The following is a 21,594-nucleotide window of genomic DNA, read 5'->3' as shown; positions in this document are numbered from 1 at the left end:
ATCCAGTCCCCTCCCCTTGCATCAATTACTTACCGCTAACGATGCGCTCGACGTCGGAAGCGATCATGAACTCCTCATCCGTGGGGATAACGAAGATCTTGACCTTGGAATCCTTGGCGGACAGGCACCAAGCGCCGTCGCCGCGCAGGGCGTTGCGGGCATGGTCCATCTTGACGCCCATGAAGGCCAGACGGTCGGCCACGCCGGCGCGGACAGCCGGAGCGTGCTCACCGATGCCGGCGGTAAAGACCAGGGTGTCCATGCCGCACATGGAAGTGGCCATCTCGGCGGCCTTGGCGGCAATCTTGTAGACGAACATATCGAAGGCGAGCTGGGCCTCGGGGTCGCCGGCAGCGGCGAGCTCCTCAACGTTGCGGCAGTCGTTGGTCTTGCCGCCGGTCACAGCCAAAAGGCCGGACTTCTTGTTCATCATCTCGTCGACCTCGTCGAAGGTGAACCCGCCTTCGCGCTGCAGGTAGCACACGGTAGCAGGGTCGATGGAGCCGCAGCGGGTGCCCATCATGACACCGTCGAGCGGCGTCAAGCCCATGGTGGTGTCCATGCACTTGCCGTCCTCGATGGCGCACAGGGAAGCACCGGAACCGATGTGGCACACGACGACCTTGCGAGCCTCGCCGTTGGTCATCTCGGCAACCTTCTTGGAGATGTAGCGGTAGCTGGTGCCGTGGGCGCCGTACTTACGGATGTGCAGCTTGTCGCAGACGTCCTTGGGCAGGGCGTAGGTCTTGGCGACCTCGGGCATATTGAAGTGGAAAGCAGTGTCGTAGACCGTGACGTTGGGCAGGTCGGGATACTGCTCCAGGCAGTACTCGATAACGTTGGCCTCGGGGTTATTGTGCAGCGGGGCGAGCGGAGCGACCTCGCGAATCTTGGCGAGAACGTCCTCGTCGACGAGGGAGGAATCGCCAAAGTACCAACCGCCCTGAACGATGCGGTGGCCGATGCCCTCGATCTTGACGCCGTTGGCCTCGAGGTCCTTCAGGACGACCTCGATGGCGACCTTGTGGTCGGGGAACTCGATGTTCTCGGTCACCTTCTTGGAACCGTTGGCAGCGTGGGTGAAGGTACCGCCGGTAAAGCAGACGCGCTCGCAGGAGCCCTTTGCGGACACCTTGTGGGACTTGGTATCGATGACCTGATACTTAAGCGTCGAAGATCCTGCGTTGACGACCAGAACGTTCATGTGTCTCCCTACTAACAGGCGGTGTGGCGCCGCCAGGTTACATACGCTTCAATAATAAACCCAAACGCCCTCGCGCTCGGGTTTATTGCGTTGATATATAAGTTATCGGTGCCCAAATACTCATGGCCTTTGACTTGTAAGACGAAAGAGCGCGGGGATATACACCAAAGAAGATATCCCGAGCGCTACAAGCAATATGACTCGAATGCCCGCGATGCTGCTCAACGCAGCATTGAACAGATAGAAAAGGATAGCGCCCACCGCCACCATCTGGCTTTGGACCGAAATTAGTGAACAGCGCATCGAAGAATCGACAGCATTTTGAAAAATTGAGTATTTAATTGGCGCAAATAACGAGTAAGCGACCGTCTGCAGTACATAGAACACGGGCAGCAAATAGACCGGAGTAAAGGGAATCAAAAACAGAGCAGTCAGGGAAAGGCGCACGATGCCGCAAATACGCGCAAAACGGCCCTTGTCGACATGAGCAATCACACTGGGCACAATAAGCCCCATGGAGGCCGAGGCAAGGAGCTGGACCGCAATGATCACACCCGAAGCGACGGCATTCATTCCGCGACCCGCAAGCAACAGTGAGAAAAAGTCTTCCAGGGCGACAAAAGCAAATGCCTGAGAGCAGTCCATGATGAACGCTGAACGAAGAATGCCGTTACGCGCAATAGCGGCACCGATCATCTTCGGGCTAATTCCACGCTTAGGTGTCGCTGCAGTGTCCCCTCTTCGCATCTCAGGAATGCAGACAACGACAACCAACGTCAACACCATTGCGATGATATCTGCCGAAAGACCAATGAGATATGCACCGACAGACGAAATGAAACCGCCCACGCAAGCGGAGATGGCATAAGAGGCATAGAAAACAAATCGCTCAACGACATTAAGTCTTACGAGCTGGTCCTGAGAGACGCTGTCAATGTAGATCGCTTCTATGGATCCGCTCACACATGCAACTGCAAATCCTTTGAGAGCAAACGCGCCGATTAAAAGCAAAGGAGAACGGGTGAAAAGTAGGGCGGCGTAGTATCCAAGCATTCCCACGACGCCAACGAGACCGCTTGTCTTTCGTCCAAACCTGTCAGCAATATAACCAGTAGGAACCTCAAGAATGAACTTACTCACTTGGTATGCAATCATCATGCTAGAAATCGCTACCATCGAGAATCCGACGAATTCAAGGTAAACCGTCAGAAAATACAAAATGGTGCTGAAGTTCGACAGAAAAACGAACGTCATATAAAGCAAAACCGTACGGTTTTTCATGCTCCGCCCTCCAAGAGCCAGCAATCTAAATCAGAATCTTGGAAAAGCATGAGGGCAAAGCTGTCAGCTATGTGTTACAAGGCGTCAATAATCACTTGACGTCTCGAAGCCAATTAATTTCACGAAGCAAGATGACGCAATAGGTGCAGAAAAACCGTCTGGTGTCGATCGGTCCAGGCATTTTGTCGATAGCAAAAATAGATGGGCAAGGCCACGTCATGCGAGGCTTCAATGGAGCACTCACTCACTTCTGATCCATCCGATGCGAGAGAGGACCCAGACAAACTCAATATCAATCCCCCGGCTTGAAGAAACTCAGCCTGAGCCCTGCTTCCGTATTCAACATCACGGAAGCGAAAAATGACGAGCTGGGCTTCAGGGCATTGGTTAATCGCATTGAGACAGGGTGACAAATTAATGGGAACAGCGAGCCTGCCGCTCAGTAGCTCGCGAATGGTCATGGCGCCCACAGATTGATGACCCGCTGGACACGAAAGAACCTTGAGCTCCTTTTCACCCAAGTATTTCGAAGAAAGGACGCTGTCCCTTGGTTCCTCAAATGAGATGGCCGCGTCCGAAATTCCAAGCATAAGCGACTCAAAGCATGTGGCCGTTGGCTGATGCCAAACATCAAGGTGAATCTGGGGGTGCGAGCTTTCAAACGAGTCATACCAGTTTTCGGAAAAAAGACGCCCCCGCCCGTGAAGACAGGGGGCGTAAAGACGGAAGTGGCCGTCGGGCGAAACGCCGCCGTTCCCCGATTGAGCGTACTTTTTGAGATCGTCGACTTGTGCCAGGATCACGCGTGCACGACACGCAAATTCTCTGCCCGCCGGAGACAAAACAGCCTCCCCCGCCGATCGGTCGAGCAAAACAATCTGATACTCAGATTCCAACTTTTTGATTGCCGACGAAACGGCCTGTGGGCTCACGTGAACGGCGCGAGCCGCTTTGCGCACGCCGCCGTAGTTCGCTACCGCTTGAAGGTATTCGAGTTGAGAAAGCTGCATAGGTTACTCCAAAGGCAGCCAAGGCGACGGGCTGTGCGTCCTCAGATGAGGTTCTCGCCCAGGTTCTTGCCGCCGAGGACGTGCATGTGGAAGTGCATGACGGTCTGACCGGCGTTGACGCCCTTGTTGGAGATGACGCGGAAACCGTCCTCCAGGCCCTTGGCCTTAGCGACCTCCTGGATGGCATGGGCCATGGCGCCCATGGTCTCGGCAGGCACGTTGTCGGCGATGTCGCTGTAGTGCTTCTTGGGGATCACGAGCGTGTGGACCGGCGCCTGGGGGTTGAGGTCGTCGAAGGCGATGACCTGGTCGTCCTCGTAGACAACAGTCGAGGGGATCTCGTGGTTGGCGATTTTACAGAAGATGCAATCACACATGGCTGGTTCCTTTCTTACAGACCAAGGTAGTCTTTTTGGGACGGGGCTTTTTTGACTACTTTTTCGCAAAAGCAAGTGCTCGGCGAGCCGTCGCCAAAGGGTAGTCAAAAAAGCCCCGTCCCAAAAAGACTACCCCAAAGTGGGCTGTGGGATGGTTAGAACGAGAGGTTGTCGTCGGTGTTGGCGGCTTCGCCGTCGGCGAGCACGTCGTTGCCGTCGACGTCCTTAAGAAGCACCGAGACCTTCTGCTCGGCATCGGACAGGCGGGTGCGCAGGCTCTTGAGGAGCTCGACGCCGCGGGTATAGCTCTCGAGCGACTCCTCGAGCTCCATATCGCCCGACTCCAAGCTGCGGATGATGAGCTCCAGCTCCTGCGAGGCCTGCTTGTACGTAAGCTGCTCGACCGGGGTCTTCTCTGCCATATCTGTTTCCTTTCCTAAAGGTTTATCGCTATGAAACGCGGGTTACTCGACCGTATCGACCGTTGCAGCCACGTTGCCGTCTGCCATACGCACGCGGATGGCATCGCCGGGCTTAAAGCTCTTGGCGCTCGTAGCCACACCATCATCGCTGTACGCGATGGAATAGCCGCGGGCAAGTACCTTGAGCGGCGACAGGGCATCGAGCGAAGCCGCTGCACGGCCCAAGTCGGAAGCTGACTTGTTGAGCATTGTGCGCCCCTGATGCTCCAGACGGGAACTCGCAAGCGTGAGCGCATGGCGTTTGCCATCGAGCCCCGAGGTGCTTGCGATCAAGCGCTCGGGCAGACGCTCGAAGTTGGAGCGGAAGGCCCCAACCGAACGCGTTATGGCGCCCGACAGTCGATCGGCAGTCAGCGCAAGCTCGGACTCGCGACGCTCGACCATAAACGTTGGATCGTTGAGGCACGGGCGGCACGCGGCCGCATCGAGCGCGTCAACCAAACGAGCCGTATAGGTGTCCCAGGCACGACGACCGCGCTGGTCGAGCATTTCCAGATCGACCTGATCCGACCCGATCATCGAAGCCATCGCGGCACCCAGACGTTGATGGCGCGTCTCGAGCACGTCGGCCAACTCCGTCATAGCCGGCGCCACCGATTCTGCCGCTGCCGTTGGCGTGGAGGCGCGACGGTCGCTCACCATGTCGCAAATCGAGGTATCGGGCTCATGGCCAATGCCGGTCACCACGGGCACGGGGCAAGCCGCCACCGCACGGGCAAGCTCCTCGTCGTTAAAGGTCATGAGGTCCTCGAAGGAGCCGCCGCCACGGACAAGCAAAATGCAATCGGGCGCCGGCGTAATGGCAGCGGCGCGGCGCAAGCCTTCAATAAGCTCTGCCGGCGCGCCCTCGCCCTGGACCTTTGCGCCCACGCAGACAAGCTCGACGAGCGGGTTGCGACGGCGCAGCGTACGCTTGACGTCGTCGATCACGGCGCCCGAAAGCGAGGTGACGACCGCCACGCGTGAGCAGAACACCGGGATACGGCGCTTGCGCGCTTCGTCCATCAGGCCCTCGCGGCGGAGCTTTTCGGCCAGTTGCGCCACTTGTTGACGCAGCAGGCCCTCCCCCGCCAGCGAGAATGAGCGAGCGACAAAGCTCATGCGACCCGTAGGCTTGTAGAGATTGAAGCTGCCCTTAAAGCTTACCTGCATGCCGTCGCGCAGATCGAAGGTGCGCTTAAGGTAGGCGCCCTTCCAGATGATGCAGTCGACGGCCGCCGAGTCGTCCTTAATCTGGAAGTAGCAGTGGCCGCTTCGGGCATTGGGACCACGAAAACCCGTGACCTCACCCAAAACGCTCAACTGCGGAATGGCATCGAGCGCGCCGGCGGCGATCTCCACCGCTTGGCTCACGCTGAGCTCTTTGCGCTCCTGCTCGTCCGATCCGTCGAACTCGGCGGAAACGGTATTGCCGGTCAGATTCCAGCCTGCCACGCAGCCCCCTTTCGTCATCGAGCACAAGGGCTTCGACCCTGCGCAGATTCAAGTCCAACACATAGTACAGCGCCGCGGGGACAAGAATCTCCGCGGCGCCTGTCAAGCCAACTTGTTATCGGTTGGAGTTTCTGTTGTAGCGAGCCATCAGGTAGAGCAGCTGAATAATCGAGGTGAGCGCCGCCGCCACGTAGGTGAGCGCGGCCGCCGTCAGGACCTTCTTGGCACCGTTGACCTGCTTGGAGCTCATGCCCGACTGCTCGATATACGCCACGGCGCGTCGGCTGGCATCGATCTCGACCGGCAGCGTAACCAGCTGGAACAGCACGCTAAACGAGAAGAAGACCAGCGCGAGGGTCGTGAGCCCCGCGATGTTCATGAACAGGCCCATGAGCAGCACGATCGTCCAGGTGTTCTGGGTAAAGTTGACGACGGGAACCAAAGCGGTACGTACCTTCATCATGGCATAACCACTTTGACGCTGGGCAGCATGGCCCGCCTCGTGACAGGCCACGGCAACGCTTGCAACCGACCCGCCCGAACGGTTGGCATCCGACAGATACAGGTTGTTGTCCTGCGGGTTGTAATGATCGGTGAGCTCGCCGGCAACGCCCTTGATACCCACGGCGTTGCAACCGTTGGCATCGAGCATGCGACGAGCGACCGTGGCACCCGTGTCGCCGTCCGAGCGAACCTTGGACCACGTCTTGTACGTCGAGTTGATATAGCTCTGCGCGGCAAGGCCAAGCACCGTGCAGACAAGAACAACCAGCAGGTACAGCGGGTCAATGCCAAAGCCGTATCCATAGTAATAAGGCATGCGAATTCCTCCGAATCGAGTTACACGTTGGAGGCATTCTACCCACTCAGCCGGCTAGGCTTCCCTATAACAGTTCAATCTTTCCGTCCTTCACGGTGAGCCCCATATTGCCGGAAAGCAGATCGTCCAGACGCGAACCCACGAGCTCAAAGCGCCAGCCTTCGCGCAGGGGGCTCTGCTCGGGATGCTCAATATAGTCGGCCAGGTCATCGCGCGAGGCAATGACCGAGGTCGCCACGCCCGAGCGCTCGGCAACCAGGCGAATGAGCGCATACATCAGGTCCGTCACGCTCTCCAACTCCGGCGAAATCTGACGGTGCCCGCGCACCATGAGCGGCAGGCGATCGTGTGGGCAGCTCGCACCGCGCTTAATGGCCATGAGCGCGCCGTCCACGTCGCGCTCCCCCAGCTGGTCGGTACCGCGAATGCTGCGGAACTCCTCAACACGAACGGGATTACGTTTAACCAGGGCCAGCAGCGTATCGTCGGACATGACCCACTTGCGCGGGATGTTGCGGCGCTCGGCGCGGTCCTCGCGCCAAGCGGCAAGCTCGCGTGCGATGCCCAACTGGTGACGGCTACACGAGTTGATGCGCTTGACCTTGCGAAACGCCTCATGGCGGTCGGCGCGGTAGTGCGACTCGTCGGCCAGCGGACGCAACTCGTCGAGCACCCAGTCCACCCGGCCCAGCTCGCGCAGGCGACTCATCATCTCGGTATAGGCGACGATCAAGTACTTGACGTCATCGATCGCGTACTCGACCTGCTTATCAGTCAGCGGGCGGCGCGACCAGTCGGTCAGCGACTCGGTCTTGGGCAATGAGACGCCACAAAACGTCTGCACGAGCGCGCCGTAGGAAATCTGCTGGCGCTCGCCCAAAAAGGCGGCGGCCACCTGCGTGTCAAAAATGGGACGCGGCAGCACGCCCACGGTATGGAGCATGACCTCCATATCCTGCGAGCAGGCGTGGAAGACCTTAGTCACGCTCTCGTCGGCCATAAGCTCGGCAAGCGGCGACAGGTCGTCGATCACCAAAGGATCGACCGCGACGCTCTCGGCAGGGGTGGCAATCTGAACCAAGCACAGGCGCGGATGGAACGTGCGCTCGCGCAAAAACTCGGTATCGACGGCAATCGCGTCGAACTCACGGGCGCGCTGGCAAAAGTCGAGTAGAGCCTGATGTGTGGAAATGTACATATCAACCCATCGAATAAGGTTAGGCCCGAAAAACACGGGTAGGATATCGGCATTGCCTTACAACTATACTCGGTTAGTCACAGAACGGGAACGTAAGTATGCGCTGCCTTATCATCCACAACCCGGCATCGGGCCCCAGCTCAGATGAAATCTACGCATTCACGCACGCCCTCGCGCAGGGCGGCGACGAGGTCGTGATGCGTTTTATCGGCGATGGCATGGAGCCCGAGGACGCCGTGGCAGACGTGCGCGAGTTTGATCGCGTGGTCGTTTCGGGCGGCGACGGCACCGTCTCCAACGTGCTCGACCAGATGCGCGGATGCGGTGTCCCCACGCTCGTCTTCCCCTCCGGCACAGCCTGCCTGTTCTTCAACAACATCGGCAATGCCCCCGAGGCAGCGGCGCTTGCCAAGGCTTGCCGCGCCGGTCGCACGGTCAAAGTGGACATGGGCGAGCTCTTTTGGCTCGACGAGAACGGCAACGAGAAGCGCCACGGCTTTATCATCATCGCCGGCTCGGGCTTCGACGCCGAGATCATGATGAAGGCCGCCCCCGCCAAAAACGACATCGGCGAGATCGCCTATTTCCTGTCGGCGCTCGCCACACCCAACCCCACGGTGGCGCATTTTACGATTGAGCATGACGGCATTGTCGAGGAGCTCGATGGCATCTGCTGCATGGCCGGCAACACCTCGGTCATTCAAAACGACATCAACCTGTTCCCCGACTGCCGCATGAACGACGGCATGGTCGACATCGCGGTCATCGAGCCCGTAAAAACCGTCCAGCTCCTGCCCACTGTGATCACCGCCGCGCTCGACCCCGCCGGCAAGGTGCTCGGCCGTCCGCAGTTCAAGATCATCCAGACCAAGGAAGCCAAAATCACCTGCACGCCGTCGCTGGGCATGCAGTTCGATGGCGAGATCATCTCCAGCAACTCGGGCGTCTTTGGAGCCCGCGCGCTTCCGCAATGCCTCGACCTCATCGTCGACGAATTCTCCCCGCTCGGAAAATAGGAGGACCCCATGAACGACAATCCCCTGCTCGGCTTTATCGTCATTGTTCTGGCCATGCTCGTCGGCTATGCGATTAACGTGATCCACCGCCGGAAGAAGTAATTCCACATTGGTATGATATTCATCCAATTATCGTCTCCCCTGTTGTTTATGCATTTGCACGACAGCGGGGGTTTTTCTTTGTGCCCCGTGCAAGGCGCTTTATTCAGGTACAGTAATTGCAGGGCGTCTTTATTTAAATAAAGCTAGATAATGAGTATTCTTGTCCGCTCATCGCATATTTTAGGACGCTCATCGAGTATTTCATCGAAATAGATGAATACTATTGAGACTTCCTATAGGCTAATAGATGTATTTATTAGCTGAAATCCTGCACGGTTCCGCGGGGTTTCAACGGTTGGGAGGGATTATGAGGTTTACTCATCCTGTCAACACGCTCAAAAAGCTCGGCTGCGGCCTTGCGTTTGGAGCAACGGCCATCATGGCCATGCCGACTTCGGCACTCGCCTGCACCCAGATCTACATGGGCAGCAAGCTCACGGCAGACGGCAACACGTACTACGGCCGTTCCGAGGACTTCGGTCCGCGCTATGTCAAGCACTTTGGCATTGAGCCCGCACACAAGGACGGCAACGAGTACACCTCGGTCGAGTCCGGTTTTGAGTACAAGTCCAAGGGCGCAACCTACCGCTACACCTTCGTTCGCGACAACCCCTCGCAGTGGGAAGATCGCTACGACGCATATTCCGAGGCAGGCATCAACGAGAAGGGCGTCTCCTGCTCTGCCACGCTGAGCACCTCCTATAACGAGAAGGCCGAAGAGGCCGACCCCATCACCGAGGAGACTGGCATTGGCGAATACAGCTATGCCAGCGTCATCCTGGGCGAGAGCGCCACGGCCCGCGAGGGCGTCGAGCTCATCGGCAGCCTGATCGACGAGCAGGGCGTCTGCTCCAACGACCAGATCATCATCGCCGACAGCACCGAGACCTGGTTGTTCGCCGCGCTTTCCGGCCATCAGTGGATTGCTATGAAGCTCGCCGATGACATCGCCTCGCTCAACCCCAACATCGGCAACCTCACCTATAACGTCGACCTCGATGACACCGAGAACTGTCTCCATTCCGAAGGCATCGAGTCCATGCCTAAGGAGAAGGGCTTTGCCGAGTACACCGACGGCAAGTTCGACGTCGCCAAGACCTACGGCGAGGAGATTAGCGAGGCCGGTATGCACCAGTGGTCGCGCTATATCCAGGGTCGTGATTACTTCATGGCTCCGCTTGCCGAGGGCACCGACTACGAGATCGTCAAGGACGAGCGCGAAGAGGCTCGCGCCACGACCGGCGCCCTGGTCCACGAGATGCAGCCGCTGTTCTTCCAGCCCGGCAAGTCCGACTGGAACACCTTTGAGATGATTCGTTCCTTCGCCGCTCGCGGCGAGAATGTCGCCGGCCTCAACGCCAACACCGACGGCGCCTATGCCATCGGCTCCAACCGCAACACCGAGATCCACACCTTCCAGATCCGTCAGGGCATGGACCCCGAGATCGCGACCATTCAGTGGGAGATGCTCTCCAACGCCGAATTCTCCGTCGCCATCCCCTTCTACTCCGCACTGCTCACCGAGGTCAGCCCCTACTTCAGCGATCAGGATGTCTCCTTCGATCACTGCGAAGAGGAAGACGTCGTGAACAACGAGGAGCCCAAGAACTCCATCAACTACGTCCTCATGGACATCAACACGCTCGCCTATGAGAACCGCGACCACTGCGCCACCGGCGTCCGCGCCTATCTCGACGCCCTGCAGAAGGAACTCATCGAGCAGAACCTGACCGTCGACGAGGCCATGCAGGCCGAAGAAGGCACCGAGGCCCGTACCGCCCTGGCCAACAAGGCCGGCAAGGCTGCAACCAAGAACACCTATGTTAAGTGCAAGGCCATGCTCGAGGAGATGCGCGACTACCTCAAGGAGGGCGATTTCTCCGAGGAGTTCGTCCCGAGTGACTACGATGCTGACAACGACTGCCTGGTCGAGTCCATCACCTACGCCGACGAGGCCCTTTCCGATGAGGACGTGGCCGAGCCCGAGGCCGAAGAGGAAGAGGCCGCCGAGGAGAAGTCCGAGGGCAACAACATGGCCGCCATGGCCGTTGGCGCCGTCGTCATCATCGGTGTCTGCGCCTACGTGATCTATCGTCGCAAGAAGGCCTAAGACCCTCATGTCCTAGCTGAGCGGGCGGGGCACATGAGTCACCTCACCCGCTTAGCCCGCTCTTATTGACCGACGGGAAACCCGCCTGAAATCTTTTCAAAAAAGATTCCCCCGCACACACTTCGCTGTGCTATAGTGCAGCGCAACAGCAACTAGGTGCGACCGCGCCATGGCATCACGAAAGGAGTCACCAATATGAAGGACACGATGACGTCTCTCAACAACTGGTGGTGGCGTGATGCGAATACGATCGGTCGACAGTGAGTCTCTCATGCCTGTTTTTGCGCTCTAGGTGATTGGAAGGCCTCCGGTTTCGACCGGGGGCCTTTTTCTATCTCGAGCCCGATCGCATTCGCATCACGCGCCTCCGCTTTTCTCTTGCACTCCCCTTCCGAAAGGATTTTCACCATGTCTCAGAACACCACCGCCGCCCAGCCCCGCACCGTCCAGACCGCCGACCGCGGCAAACTCGATGTCCGCGCCCTCGTCCTGCTCGCCATCCTGCTCGCCGCCGGCTTCATCCTCAACTTCACCGTCGGCAAGGCAATCTCGGGCATCTCGGGCGGCATGATCAGCCCCGAGTTCATCATCTCGGCCTTCTGCCTCACCATCCTGGTCGTTCGCCCCAACATCGGTCAGGCGCTCGTCATTGGCCTCATCTCGGCTGCCGTGATCCAGATCACCACCACTTCGCCGTTCGTCGATTTTGCCGCCGAGGGCATCGCCGCCATGCTCATGGCCGGCATCGTCAACGCCGCCGGCAAGAACGGTCAGGTCAAGCCCGCCATCGCCATTGTCGCAACCTTCCTGACCACCTTTGTCTCCGGCGTCATCTTCATGATCATCAAGATGGCCATGCTCGGCGTGGTCGGCGAGCTCGCCGCCGCCATGCTGCCCGTCGTTGCCATGACCGCCGTCTTTAACGCCATTCTGGTCGGCGCCCTCTATCTGCCCATCCAGAAGGCCCTGAAGCTCAACTAACCCGCTCGGCTTTACGAGCCACCCCATCTTGGCGTTCATTCGTCGCTCGCGTACCCAAGTACGCTTCGCTCCTCTTTCACGCCAACCTGAGGCCCCTCGTAAAGCCGTCTCCGTGCTTCACCACCAAAGACTGTCCCAAACGGCTAGCTCTTGGGACGTTCTTAAACGACTAGTCATTTAAGAACGTCCCCAATGACTATGAAAGATATCCATGGAAACGATCATCAACGTCGACGACGTCTCGTTCTCCTATGGCACGCAGACCGAGCAGGCGCTCAGCCACATCTCGCTCAGCGTGAACAAGGGAGATTTCATCGGCATCATCGGGCCCTCGGGCGCCGGCAAGTCCACGCTTGCCGCCTGTCTGTCGGGCGCCGTGCCCCACCACTACACCGGCACGTTCTTTGGGTCCGTCATGGTCGACGGCCACGACACCTGCGAAGTCTCGCTCACCGACGTGTCGCAAATCGTCGGCAGTGTGCTGCAGGATATCGACACGCAGATGGTCGCTTCGGTCGTCGAGGACGAGATGCTCTTTGGCCTCGAGAACTTTGGCGTTCCCCACGACCAGATCGAGCAGCGCGTGAGCGAAACGCTCGAGACCGTCGGCATCAGCGACCTGCGCGACCGCGAGATCGCAACCCTCTCGGGCGGACAGAAGCAAAAGGTAGCCATCGCCGCCATCCTCGCCATGCGCCCGCGCGTCTTGGTTCTCGACGAGCCCACCGCGGCACTCGACCCCGCCAGCTCCACGTTGGTCTTCGAGACGCTGCGTGAGGCAAACCGCGCACTTGGAATCACCATCGTCGTCGTTGAGCAAAAGGTCGCCCTGCTCTCGGAGTACTGCAACCGCGTGCTCGTGCTCAACCATGGCGAAATCGCGCTGCAGGGCGAGCCACACGAGGTCTTCGCACATACCGACGAGCTCCGTGCCATCGGCGTCGACTGCCCTCGCGTCACGCGTATCTTCAATAGCCTCGAGGCCGATGGCCTGGTAAGCGGTACCCCTTGCTTGGATGTCGATGAGGCCGAACGCCTGATTTCGGGCATCGTCGACCCCGCACACGCAGCCATCGAAGCCCAGGCGCCCACCGGTTCCCCGCATGCACCGTCGTTGCGTCCTCATGCCAAGGACGCCGAACCCGTGCTCACCTTCGACCATGTTGAGTTTGCCTATCCCAATGGCGGCGCCGCCGTACACGACCTTAGCCTGACGCTCTATCCTGGCGAGCTCGTGGGCATCGTCGGCCAGAACGGTGCCGGCAAGACCACGCTCACCAAGCTGCTCACGGGCCTGCTTAAGCCCGCCTCGGGCAGCGTGCGCGTTACGGGCCTGGATACTGCCGCGGTCCCCACGAGCCGTATCGCCCGCGAGGTCGCAACGCTCTTCCAAAACCCCGACCGCCAGATCTGCAAGGACACCGTGCTCGACGAGGTCGCCTTTGGCCTGGAGCTTGCCGGCATCGACCGCACCGAGGCTCTGCGTCGTGCTCAACTCGTCATCGACCGCTTTGGCCTGCCTGCCGACGAGGCGCCCTTCTCGCTGTCGCGCGGCCAGCGCCAGATGGTGGCACTCGCCTCCGTCGTGGTCGTAGAGCCCAAAATCGTCGTGCTCGACGAGCCCACGAGCGGCCTTGACTACCGCGAGTGCATGACCGTCATGGAAACGGTGCGTACCATGGCCGAGCGCGGCTGCGCCGTAATCATGGTCTGCCACGACATGGAAGTCGTCTCCGACTTTGCCGAGCGCATTGTGGTAATGGCCGACGGCTGCATCCTCGACCGCGGCCGCACGCACGAGCTATTCTCGAACATCGATCTCATGCGGCGTGCCTACGTGGAGCCTCCCCAGGTTATTGAACTCTCGCGCCGTCTGGCATCTTCCGTCTCGCCCGCTTTTGCGCAGGTGAGCGAGGTCACCGATGTCGTTCGAATTGCCAAGGAGATGGTCCACCGTGGTTAACGTCATCGACTACATGCCGGGCGATACGCTGCTGCATCGCCTGAATCCCGTCGTCAAACTGGGCCTCGCCGCCGCCATCATCGTCGGCATCTTCTTGTCCGACACCTATGTGGCGCTGCTGGGCTTTTTGGCACTCACCCTTGCGCTGGGTGCCTATGCCGGCGTCGTCGACCGTCTGTTCTCGCTGCTCAAGTTGCTGATTCCGCTCGCGCTTATCATGCTGGTGCTCCAGCTGGCCTTTATGCGCGATGGCAACGTGGTGTGGGGCTTTATCACCGACACGGGTCTCATCACAGGATCGAAGGCCTGTCTGCGCCTGCTGGGTGTGGCGTTACCGCTCATCCTCATGCTCATGGTGACCAAGCTCAACGACCTTGCCAACGCCTGCGTCGAGGTGCTGCACGTGCCGTATCGCTATGCCTTCACCTTTACCACGGCGCTGCGCTTTGTGCCGGTGTTTGGTCAGGAGATGAACGCCATCATGGAGGCGCAGACCGCACGCGGCGTCGAGTACGACACCAAGAACCCCATCAAGAAGCTTAAGCTCATGCTGCCACTGTGCGTGCCGCTGCTCATCTCGAGCGTGGGCAAGACCGATGCCACAGCCTTGGCGGCAGAACAGCGCGGCTTCTATCTGCGTACGCGCGCCAGCTCGTACAAGCGCTACCCCATCAAGGGCCTAGACATCGCCGTGCTCATCGTCAGCATCGCCCTCATCGCCATCGGCTTCCTGTTCTAGTTCACCACTGACAGCAACCGCCCAACGCAAAAGGCCTCGGCTCGCACCAAACGAGCCGAGGCCTTACTGTTTCACCAGATAAAACCTACCAAAATTAACCTGTCCCTTTTTGACAGGTCGGAAGCTAGAGGCGGTAGGGGGCACCGCTACGGATGATGGATTCGCGCACCAGGACATCCATGGCGTCGAGGGTGATCTCGGGCATCTCTCGGTACTTCTGCAGCACCGAGAGCTCGGTGCAGGCCAGAATGACGCGGTCGCAGCCGCTACGGGCGAACTCCCACATCACGCGGTCGAACTTATCCATATCGGGCTCACGTCCGGCCTTCACATCATCGTAGATAAGCGACATCACATCGTTCTGACGTTTCTCGCTGGGATAGACGACCTCAACACCCGCAGCCTTACATTCGCGGCCGTAGACGCCCGCGCCCACGGTGCCATCGGTGCCCATGATGCCGATCTTATGCACCGGCTCGGCCGGCACACTCAGGTTGGGGTCGAACTCGCACTCCCCCATCACCGCACCCGCAAGGGCATAACGAACCGACTCACGCGGCATGTGGATAATCGGCACCTTCGTAAACGACTGGATCTGGTCGTAGAAGTAGTGCGACGTGTTGCAGGGAATGGCAATGTGCGCACAGCCCAGCGACTCGAGTGCCCGGGCACACTCTTTCATGGTCGCCAGCAGCTTGGCATGCTCGCCGGTCTTAATGGCCAGCGTGCGGTCGGGCATGGTCGACTTGGAGAGCACCACCATGTCGATATGTTCCTGATCGCAGGCAGCAGCCGTATGACGCACCACTTGGTCGTAGTAATACGACGTGGCCTCGGCGCCCATGCCGCCGATAACTCCCAGCTTTTCCATCGCCGCCTCCTTGGTGACGCTTGCGCAATTGCGCGTATCATACCCGCGCCCGCCCGATGCAAACCGGACGGGCGCCGCACTCATCTACTTGTAATACGTCTTGAACAGCTTAAAGTGGCGCAGCTTGGTGTGCCACATGCGCAGCCAGCGGTTAAAGACAAAGTCGCCCTTCATAAACGAAGGGTCGGCGCCCTTGCCTTCCTTGTCCAGGCGATGCACCTTAGCGCGCAGCTCGGGATCCTTGACGTACTTGTCGACGACGCCCATGGGGACGACCATCCACAGGGCCTCGTCCTGCGCCGTCACAAACTCCGGCTCAAACGGGCGGTTGAACACATACTCGTCCACCACATACTTGGCAACGTTAAAGCCGCTGTTGGTAACGTAGTAGTTGCTGCGACCCTGGCGCGTGTTGAAATCGAAGAACTTAAACGAGCCGTCGCGCTCGTCGTACTTAACGTCAAAGTTGGAATAGCCCACAAAGTGAAGGTCCTCGAGCAGCTTGCGCACGCCGCCCATGAGTTCGTCGTTAGGCTCGGTAATGATACAGGCATGGTTGCCGACACCGTGGGGCTGATGCTCCTCGAGCAGCACATGGCCCAGGCACATCATGCGGACCTTACCGTTGCGGTCGGAATAGCTGGTGAGCACGCGCATGTACTCGTCGTTGCCGGGCACGCGATCCTGCAAGATCAGATCGTCGGTGTAGCCGCTGGCATACGAATCGCGAATGACCTGTTCCAGCTCGGCGCGGTCGGCAATCTCATAGGCCTTCTTCTGGCCCTCGAACTCATGCTGCCACCACATGATGCCGTCAGAAGGCTTCAGAATCATCGGGTAAGGAAAATCGATCTGGTCGAGCACTTCGGCAGGCGCCTCACCCTGAGCATTGAGCATCGCCTTGGTAAAGGTAAACGTGTGTGGATAGGGCACGCCATGCTTCTCGCACAGCTCGTAGAAGATCTCCTTCTTCTGGCACTGCTCGAGCATGCTGTAGGGCGCGTAGGGAGCGACGATGTTATCCGCCAGCTCATGAGCATCCTTGGCTTGAGCCACGAGAGCGACATAGTTGTCGCCGCAGCCCACAAGGACAATAGTCTTGTCGGCATGCGCTTGGGCAATGCCGTTGACGGTTTTGAGCATCACGGGCATGGTGTCGATATCCACGTTGGGCGTGTAGTCGATAATCTGGCTGCGGTACGCGGGACCCGTCTGATACTTGCCAAAGACCAGACTCTTGACCTGGTACTCCTCGTAGAAGGCGCGCGCCACCGAATAGGCGTTGATGTCGCCACCAAGCAGCACGGGAATGAACTCGCGCTCTGTAAATTGCAATGCCATGGAAACTTCCTATCATGAACTGCCCACACAACGGGCGGTCTTTGCGCAACTGATTTATTCTAGCGTGCCAAGCCGCCGGCGCCCAAAGCTCCACCGTATCTATGGCAATCGACGTAATCGTCCAGCACGAAGGCCAGCACGAAGACGGCGCTCACCGTTGTATGACAATGGGCAATGAACCTACCATTGTTGTAGGATTCAGCGTATTGACATCCTCAAACGAAAGGCGCACACGTGCCCCAAGACCATCCGACCGATAATCCCATCCTCAATGCCGCGAAGCGCGAGCTGGCGGAACGTGCGAAAGCGACCGCTCCCCTGTGCATGGCAAACGACGCCTACAACGGACCCGCCCGCATCGTCTCGATCAACACGTCGGCGCACAAGGGCACGCGCAAGTCGCCCGTCGCCGATGGACACGACACCGTTATAGAGCAATTTGGCCTCGCCACCGATGCGCACGCCGGGCATTGGCACCGCCAGGTCTCTTTTTTAGCCGCGGAGTCCATCCAGACGGCGCAGGCACGCGGGCTCGACGTACACGAGGGTGACTTTGGGGAGAACTTCACAACCCGGGGCATCAACCTGCTCTCGCTCCCCTTGGGCACGCAGCTCAAGCTTGGCAGCGAGGTGCTTGTCGAAATCAGCCAAATCGGCAAGGCCTGCCACACACGCTGCGCCATCTACTATCTCGCCGGCGACTGCATCTTTCCCCACGAGGGCGTTTTCGGCGTGGTACTAAAGGGCGGAGAGGTCTACGCCGGCGACGATATCCAGGTAATCAAACTCGGCGACGGCACCTGTTCGTTCACCCCCGCCGAGGCCCTCGAAGAGATTGAGCGGGCTCGCCAGAAGGGCACGCTGTAGTTATAAAACCCCACGTTGAGATGGCTTTTACAGCCCAAAACTCCTCTCAAACAGAGCTCTGTAACGTTAAAGTTGAACTCTATGGTTTCTCAACAATTCATCATAACTGCAGGTCAAAGCCAAGCCTTAAGTTCAACTTGACCCTTTGGAACCTTTAAGGTTCAAGTTGAGGTCGAAAGCAGTAGTAGAATACCGTTCGAACCATAACCTACGATTGATTGCAGAGGGACTGGATGCAGCATTCGAATCATCGCACCGCAGCGTTCATTGCGTCGAAGCCGGCTCGTATCATCACGAGCGCCGTGCTCGCCGTTGCGCTGACGGCCACGCCGATGCTCTCCCCCGTTGCGGCGTATGCCGCCTCGCAGGCAACGCAGGACCAGCTTTCCGCAGCCCAGCAGAAGATCGAAGCCGCCACGAGCGCATACAACGACGCCCGCACCAAACTCGATGACCTGCAAAAGCAGATTGACTCCAATGAGGCAAGCATCGAGGAAATCGAGGCCAAGCTTCCCGAGCAGCAGGCCAAGGCAAGCTCCGCCATGCGCGATCTGTACAAGTATCAGAAGGGCACCAATCCCATCGTGAGCTTCCTGGTCAACGCACAGAGCCTGGGTGAGTTCATCACGACCTGCAAATACACCAACCAGATCACGAGCTCGAGCGTCGACGAGATCGAACAGCTCAATAACATGCAAACCGAACTCGAGCAGAACAAGGCTGAGCTCCAGCAGGCCAAGTCTCAGCTTGAGGCAGAGCAGAAAAACGCCGAGGATGCGCTGGCACAGGCCCAGCAGCTCCGCAGCGAGGCACAGGCAAAAGCCGAGCAGGAAAATGCCGCCGAGCTTGCCAAGCTTGAGGCCGATAAGGCCGCTGCCGCCGAGAAGCTCTCGGGCGAGGGCGTAAGCGGCAGCAATTCCAGCAGCCAGGCCACCAACACCAACACCACCATCGACACCACGGTGAACAACGCCAATACCGGTAGCTCCGATTACGATTCGTTCATTAATGAGTGGACGAGCCGCATCGACAATTATCTCGCCGGCTCCCCCATGGCAGGCCAGGGCTATAACTTTGCCGTCGCCGCTTGGAATACCGGTGTCGACCCCCGTTGGTCCCCCGCCATCGCCTGCATCGAGAGCACCAAGGGTGCTTATTGCGCCAATTCTTACAACGCCTGGGGCTGGAGTGCCCGTGGCGGCGGTTGGCGCAGCTTTGGCAGCTGGAGCGAGGGCATCTCCGCTCACGTTGCCTATCTGGGCGCCAACTACGGCTCCACCCTTACCCCGGCAGCAGCCAAAAAGTACTGCCCGCCCACGTGGCAGGACTGGTACAACAAAGTCGCCGCTCAGATGAACCGCATCTAAGTGCAACTGCAAAGGGCCCCAATGGGGCCCTTTTCTTTTAGGTAGCGGAGGTATCGACGACGCCGGTCGCATTGGCAACCGCGACTATGACGATCATGCATAGGAGCAGCACACCCAATGCCTTGAGCCAGAGTTTCGCGAGTTTCTTGCCGCGATAGCTGTCGAGCAGCGCGAATCGCCGACGAAGACGACGCTTGTCGAACAGCGCAAAATGCATAAGCACCATAAGGCCATCGACAAAGAAAAAATACTCGATTATGAGAAGCCACGTCGGGTAGCTTTGGTTTGCTCCCGTGGGGTGAAAGACGGCAAAGTGACTTCCGGCAAAGAACACAAGCAGCGAGAAGAAGACGAGCGTATTCCAAATGCGCCCCAGAGACTCCGGAACGCGAGAGAGCAGACCGCATGCAGTGGAGGCGGCAGGCCTAGGAAGCCCTGTGGGGTTCTGGAGTCCTTGGAGCGTCAACACCGTCTCCGAGGCCGGAGTACGGACAAGCACAGGCGCAGGAGGCCGCACGGGGCGACTTAGATCGTATGCCGCGCGCGTCGCCCGTCCCAACGCTTCCGCGCTCGCAAAACGCTTGACCGGGTCGAGCGCCATCGACATGCAGACGGCATCGGCAAGTGGAGTGGGAATGCCGCATGCCTCACATTGCTCGCGCATGTCGAGCCCTGGTTTAGGGTCGACTCCCGTCAAGCAAAAGAACAACAGGGCCCCAAGTGCGTAGACATCGCTGCGCACACTCGTCTGCCCAAACCCATACTGCTCGGGCGGCGCATAGGGTCGCGTGCCAAACTTGACGGTGTCAGCATCGGCGCCATCGCGCCATACGCGCGCGATCCCCAGGTCGATAATCACCAGCGATGAAAATGCCAGGCCGTCATCAGGCGTATAGTTGGCACCTGTCACGATGATATTCGACGGCTTGAGGTCGCGATGGATCACCGGCGCCGACGTCTCCCCCACCATTGCAAAACCGGCATGGAGCTCGCCCACGGCATCGCATAGGGCAGGATACAATTCACGCGCATAATCGGGGGTGGCTCCCAGACGGTCCACCAGCGCCCCGAGTGTCTCCCCTTCGATGTATTCCATAACCACGTTGAGCTCGTCGCCCACACGACGACAATCGACGATTCTGGGCAGGTGCTCAAAACGCCTGCCTGCCCGCTGAGCGGCAAACAGACGCTCGTATGCCCCGCCGATTTGAGCCGAGGCATCGATGCGTTTACGAACAAAGGGACCGAGCGAACCACCGCCGGTTCCTTCAAAGTACACGAGCTCGGTTGTTTCGACGGACGAGCGCTTAAGTACACGCTCCACGCGATAGCTGTCGTCGCGATCGAGCGACGCCAGGTGCTCGGCAAGCGCTGCGGTCAGCTCGTCATCGGAATATGTTGGGCTCTGAGTATCCATAGCCTCCATCATAGCGCAGGGCGCAGACACCCCATGGCATCTGCGCCCCGTTCGTTTGCGTCGTTGTTCGGCAGCTCCGCCAGCTCAGATATCAACCGCTAACTCACCGTCTCCTCGCCAAAGCGATACAGCTCCTCGTTGACCTTTTGGAGGCTGCACCCGCGATCGATACAAAAGATGATAATCGCATCGCGGCGGTCCTTGCAGTTAAGGACGCTTACCCCGGCAGCCGTCAGCGCACGGTTGGTCTCTTTGAGCGTCAGCGCCATCGCAAAGGCAATCTGCAGCACCTTATTGCGGCTCGGATACCGCGCACCGGTAAAGATCTGATACCCAAAGGTCTCATTGAGATCGGCCATACGAACCACGCGCGAGCGCTCCAAGCCCTTTTCCTGCAGTAGCTGCTTCAGGTAGTTCGAAAGCGACGGAGCGGCAAAGTCGTGTTCTTTGATATAGCCATCGATGTTCGGCGCATCGAGAAGCTCATTGAGCAACTCCTCGGTCAGCTTTTTATCGGACATACGACTTCACCTCCCCCAGTGCATGCAACATGCTAGAAACCGCTTACGTCCGAACGCTCCCAGCTAGCAACCTGGTCGGGAGACACCGTACCCAGCGCCTCGAACTTCCAGGAGCCGCCCGCCTTCAGATGATTGGTGTTTGCAAGAGCCGTTCCAACCTGGTTGCCATCGGCATCATACAGAACATATTCAATCTGAATGTAGCTCTTTTCCTTGTCCGTGTTATTGGTCAGGGTGCCCGTGATCTTATAGGTAAACTGATTGGAAGTGTCTTCAGCCTCGTCAGCAATGGTATACGGTTCTTGCGGTTCTTTTTGCTCCTTAGCCTGCTGTGTCGTCTCGGCAGGTTTTGCCGAATCGCTCGCAGACGAATCGGTTGAGTTGCCGCCCATAGAGCCCACGGCACCGACAATAACCAGCACCACGATGATGCCTAGGACAATCTTACCGATTGGCTTCTTTCCCTCTTTTGCCATTATTCATCCTTCCTACG

General features: G+C 58.8%; 20 protein-coding genes. 7 read left to right on the top strand and 13 right to left on the bottom strand.

Features of this window, described 5'->3' with window-relative positions:
* Positions 1-25: 25 nt before the first annotated feature.
* The 8 genes from ABHR75_RS01690 to rnd form a co-directional block, all read right to left on the bottom strand.
* Positions 26-1,204 (bottom strand): acetate/propionate family kinase, encoded by a 1,179-nt coding sequence (locus tag ABHR75_RS01690; RefSeq protein ID WP_138112162.1) that lies wholly within the window; start codon positions 1,202-1,204, stop codon positions 26-28.
* A gap of 120 nt (positions 1,205-1,324) precedes the next feature.
* Positions 1,325-2,485 (bottom strand): MFS transporter, encoded by a 1,161-nt coding sequence (locus ABHR75_RS01685; RefSeq protein ID WP_138112160.1) that lies wholly within the window; start codon positions 2,483-2,485, stop codon positions 1,325-1,327.
* A 119-nt stretch (positions 2,486-2,604) separates the two neighbouring features.
* Positions 2,605-3,495 (bottom strand): LysR family transcriptional regulator, encoded by an 891-nt coding sequence (locus ABHR75_RS01680; protein ID WP_346963482.1) that lies wholly within the window; start codon positions 3,493-3,495, stop codon positions 2,605-2,607.
* A gap of 41 nt (positions 3,496-3,536) precedes the next feature.
* A complete protein-coding gene (locus ABHR75_RS01675) occupies positions 3,537-3,872 on the bottom strand; it encodes a histidine triad nucleotide-binding protein (RefSeq protein WP_035137921.1) in 336 nt (111 codons plus the stop codon).
* Positions 3,873-4,027: 155 nt separating this feature from the next.
* Positions 4,028-4,294: an exodeoxyribonuclease VII small subunit gene (xseB, locus tag ABHR75_RS01670; protein ID WP_006234311.1), complete on the bottom strand. Its 267-nt coding sequence runs from the start codon at positions 4,292-4,294 to the stop codon at positions 4,028-4,030.
* A 42-nt stretch (positions 4,295-4,336) separates the two neighbouring features.
* Positions 4,337-5,788: an exodeoxyribonuclease VII large subunit gene (gene xseA, locus ABHR75_RS01665; RefSeq protein ID WP_411161047.1), complete on the bottom strand. Its 1,452-nt coding sequence runs from the start codon at positions 5,786-5,788 to the stop codon at positions 4,337-4,339.
* Between the two features lie 115 nt (positions 5,789-5,903).
* Positions 5,904-6,608: a zinc metallopeptidase gene (locus tag ABHR75_RS01660; protein WP_138112154.1), complete on the bottom strand. Its 705-nt coding sequence runs from the start codon at positions 6,606-6,608 to the stop codon at positions 5,904-5,906.
* A 64-nt stretch (positions 6,609-6,672) separates the two neighbouring features.
* Positions 6,673-7,806, bottom strand: a complete 1,134-nt coding sequence (rnd, locus tag ABHR75_RS01655; RefSeq protein ID WP_117797979.1) for a ribonuclease D — start codon at positions 7,804-7,806, stop codon at positions 6,673-6,675.
* 98 nt (positions 7,807-7,904) lie between these two features.
* Here rnd and ABHR75_RS01650 point away from each other — a divergent pair, with 98 nt between their 5' ends.
* The 5 genes from ABHR75_RS01650 to ABHR75_RS01630 all read left to right on the top strand — a co-directional run bounded on the left by ABHR75_RS01650 (position 7,905) and on the right by ABHR75_RS01630 (position 14,717).
* The gene (locus ABHR75_RS01650) at positions 7,905-8,822 is read left to right on the top strand and encodes a diacylglycerol/lipid kinase family protein (protein WP_022094107.1); all 918 of its coding nucleotides are present in this window, start codon (positions 7,905-7,907) and stop codon (positions 8,820-8,822) included.
* Positions 8,823-9,231: 409 nt separating this feature from the next.
* The gene (locus tag ABHR75_RS01645; RefSeq protein WP_175406014.1) at positions 9,232-11,034 is read left to right on the top strand and encodes a C69 family dipeptidase; all 1,803 of its coding nucleotides are present in this window, start codon (positions 9,232-9,234) and stop codon (positions 11,032-11,034) included.
* A gap of 408 nt (positions 11,035-11,442) precedes the next feature.
* Complete coding sequence (locus ABHR75_RS01640; RefSeq protein WP_225093417.1) at positions 11,443-12,015, top strand: hypothetical protein; 573 nt, start codon at positions 11,443-11,445, stop codon at positions 12,013-12,015.
* Positions 12,016-12,226: 211 nt separating this feature from the next.
* The gene (locus ABHR75_RS01635; protein WP_346963481.1) at positions 12,227-13,978 is read left to right on the top strand and encodes an ABC transporter ATP-binding protein; all 1,752 of its coding nucleotides are present in this window, start codon (positions 12,227-12,229) and stop codon (positions 13,976-13,978) included.
* Positions 13,971-14,717: an energy-coupling factor transporter transmembrane component T family protein gene (locus ABHR75_RS01630; protein ID WP_022094111.1), complete on the top strand. Its 747-nt coding sequence runs from the start codon at positions 13,971-13,973 to the stop codon at positions 14,715-14,717. The genes ABHR75_RS01635 and ABHR75_RS01630 overlap by 8 nt, the downstream gene beginning before the upstream one ends.
* Before the next feature lie 124 nt (positions 14,718-14,841).
* Here the strand turns inward: ABHR75_RS01630 and ABHR75_RS01625 are convergent, their stop codons facing one another.
* Both ABHR75_RS01625 and ABHR75_RS01620 read right to left on the bottom strand, forming a co-directional pair.
* Positions 14,842-15,588, bottom strand: coding sequence for an aspartate/glutamate racemase family protein (locus ABHR75_RS01625; protein ID WP_035137908.1), 747 nt, complete (start codon positions 15,586-15,588; stop codon positions 14,842-14,844).
* 84 nt (positions 15,589-15,672) lie between these two features.
* Complete coding sequence (locus ABHR75_RS01620) at positions 15,673-16,929, bottom strand: carboxylate--amine ligase (RefSeq protein ID WP_035137907.1); 1,257 nt, start codon at positions 16,927-16,929, stop codon at positions 15,673-15,675.
* A 234-nt stretch (positions 16,930-17,163) separates the two neighbouring features.
* Between ABHR75_RS01620 and ABHR75_RS01615 the strand changes: the two genes are divergently transcribed.
* Both ABHR75_RS01615 and ABHR75_RS01610 read left to right on the top strand, forming a co-directional pair.
* Complete coding sequence (locus tag ABHR75_RS01615) at positions 17,164-17,796, top strand: MOSC domain-containing protein (RefSeq protein ID WP_238057665.1); 633 nt, start codon at positions 17,164-17,166, stop codon at positions 17,794-17,796.
* A gap of 233 nt (positions 17,797-18,029) precedes the next feature.
* Positions 18,030-19,163 carry a coiled-coil domain-containing protein gene (locus ABHR75_RS01610; protein ID WP_195520508.1) on the top strand — a complete coding sequence of 378 codons (1,134 nt, stop codon included), beginning with the start codon at positions 18,030-18,032 and terminating at the stop codon, positions 19,161-19,163.
* A 37-nt stretch (positions 19,164-19,200) separates the two neighbouring features.
* Here the strand turns inward: ABHR75_RS01610 and ABHR75_RS01605 are convergent, their stop codons facing one another.
* The 3 genes from ABHR75_RS01605 to ABHR75_RS01595 form a co-directional block, all read right to left on the bottom strand.
* On the bottom strand, positions 19,201-20,580 hold the full coding sequence (locus ABHR75_RS01605; RefSeq protein WP_346963480.1) for a serine/threonine protein kinase: 1,380 nt from the start codon (positions 20,578-20,580) through the stop codon (positions 19,201-19,203).
* Positions 20,581-20,678: 98 nt separating this feature from the next.
* Positions 20,679-21,101, bottom strand: coding sequence for an XRE family transcriptional regulator (locus tag ABHR75_RS01600; RefSeq protein WP_346963479.1), 423 nt, complete (start codon positions 21,099-21,101; stop codon positions 20,679-20,681).
* Between the two features lie 32 nt (positions 21,102-21,133).
* Positions 21,134-21,577 (bottom strand): FxLYD domain-containing protein, encoded by a 444-nt coding sequence (locus ABHR75_RS01595; protein WP_195245727.1) that lies wholly within the window; start codon positions 21,575-21,577, stop codon positions 21,134-21,136.
* Between the last annotated feature and the right edge of the window lie 17 nt (positions 21,578-21,594).

This window comes from Collinsella aerofaciens, assembly GCF_039752955.1.
GTDB classification, from domain to species: domain Bacteria; phylum Actinomycetota; class Coriobacteriia; order Coriobacteriales; family Coriobacteriaceae; genus Collinsella; species Collinsella aerofaciens_BI.
The sequence above is the reverse complement of the archived record's forward strand: the minus strand, read 5'-3'. Positions and strand labels throughout refer to the sequence as shown.

Excerpts from the sequence above, each read along its gene's own strand:
- ABHR75_RS01635 (WP_346963481.1), top strand. The coding sequence starts at position 12,227 with ATGGAAACGATCATCAACGTCGACGACGTCTCGTTCTCCTATGGCACG.
- xseB (WP_006234311.1), bottom strand. The coding sequence starts at position 4,294 with ATGGCAGAGAAGACCCCGGTCGAGCAGCTTACGTACAAGCAGGCCTCG.
- ABHR75_RS01605 (WP_346963480.1), bottom strand. The coding sequence starts at position 20,580 with ATGGATACTCAGAGCCCAACATATTCCGATGACGAGCTGACCGCAGCG.
- ABHR75_RS01610 (WP_195520508.1), top strand. The coding sequence starts at position 18,030 with ATGCAGCATTCGAATCATCGCACCGCAGCGTTCATTGCGTCGAAGCCG.
- ABHR75_RS01680 (WP_346963482.1), bottom strand. The coding sequence starts at position 3,495 with ATGCAGCTTTCTCAACTCGAATACCTTCAAGCGGTAGCGAACTACGGC.
- ABHR75_RS01685 (WP_138112160.1), bottom strand. The coding sequence starts at position 2,485 with ATGAAAAACCGTACGGTTTTGCTTTATATGACGTTCGTTTTTCTGTCG.
- ABHR75_RS01650 (WP_022094107.1), top strand. The coding sequence starts at position 7,905 with ATGCGCTGCCTTATCATCCACAACCCGGCATCGGGCCCCAGCTCAGAT.
- ABHR75_RS01660 (WP_138112154.1), bottom strand. The coding sequence starts at position 6,608 with ATGCCTTATTACTATGGATACGGCTTTGGCATTGACCCGCTGTACCTG.
- ABHR75_RS01625 (WP_035137908.1), bottom strand. The coding sequence starts at position 15,588 with ATGGAAAAGCTGGGAGTTATCGGCGGCATGGGCGCCGAGGCCACGTCG.
- ABHR75_RS01645 (WP_175406014.1), top strand. The coding sequence starts at position 9,232 with ATGAGGTTTACTCATCCTGTCAACACGCTCAAAAAGCTCGGCTGCGGC.
- ABHR75_RS01620 (WP_035137907.1), bottom strand. The coding sequence starts at position 16,929 with ATGGCATTGCAATTTACAGAGCGCGAGTTCATTCCCGTGCTGCTTGGT.
- rnd (WP_117797979.1), bottom strand. The coding sequence starts at position 7,806 with ATGTACATTTCCACACATCAGGCTCTACTCGACTTTTGCCAGCGCGCC.
- ABHR75_RS01595 (WP_195245727.1), bottom strand. The coding sequence starts at position 21,577 with ATGGCAAAAGAGGGAAAGAAGCCAATCGGTAAGATTGTCCTAGGCATC.
- ABHR75_RS01675 (WP_035137921.1), bottom strand. The coding sequence starts at position 3,872 with ATGTGTGATTGCATCTTCTGTAAAATCGCCAACCACGAGATCCCCTCG.
- ABHR75_RS01690 (WP_138112162.1), bottom strand. The coding sequence starts at position 1,204 with ATGAACGTTCTGGTCGTCAACGCAGGATCTTCGACGCTTAAGTATCAG.
- ABHR75_RS01640 (WP_225093417.1), top strand. The coding sequence starts at position 11,443 with ATGTCTCAGAACACCACCGCCGCCCAGCCCCGCACCGTCCAGACCGCC.
- ABHR75_RS01600 (WP_346963479.1), bottom strand. The coding sequence starts at position 21,101 with ATGTCCGATAAAAAGCTGACCGAGGAGTTGCTCAATGAGCTTCTCGAT.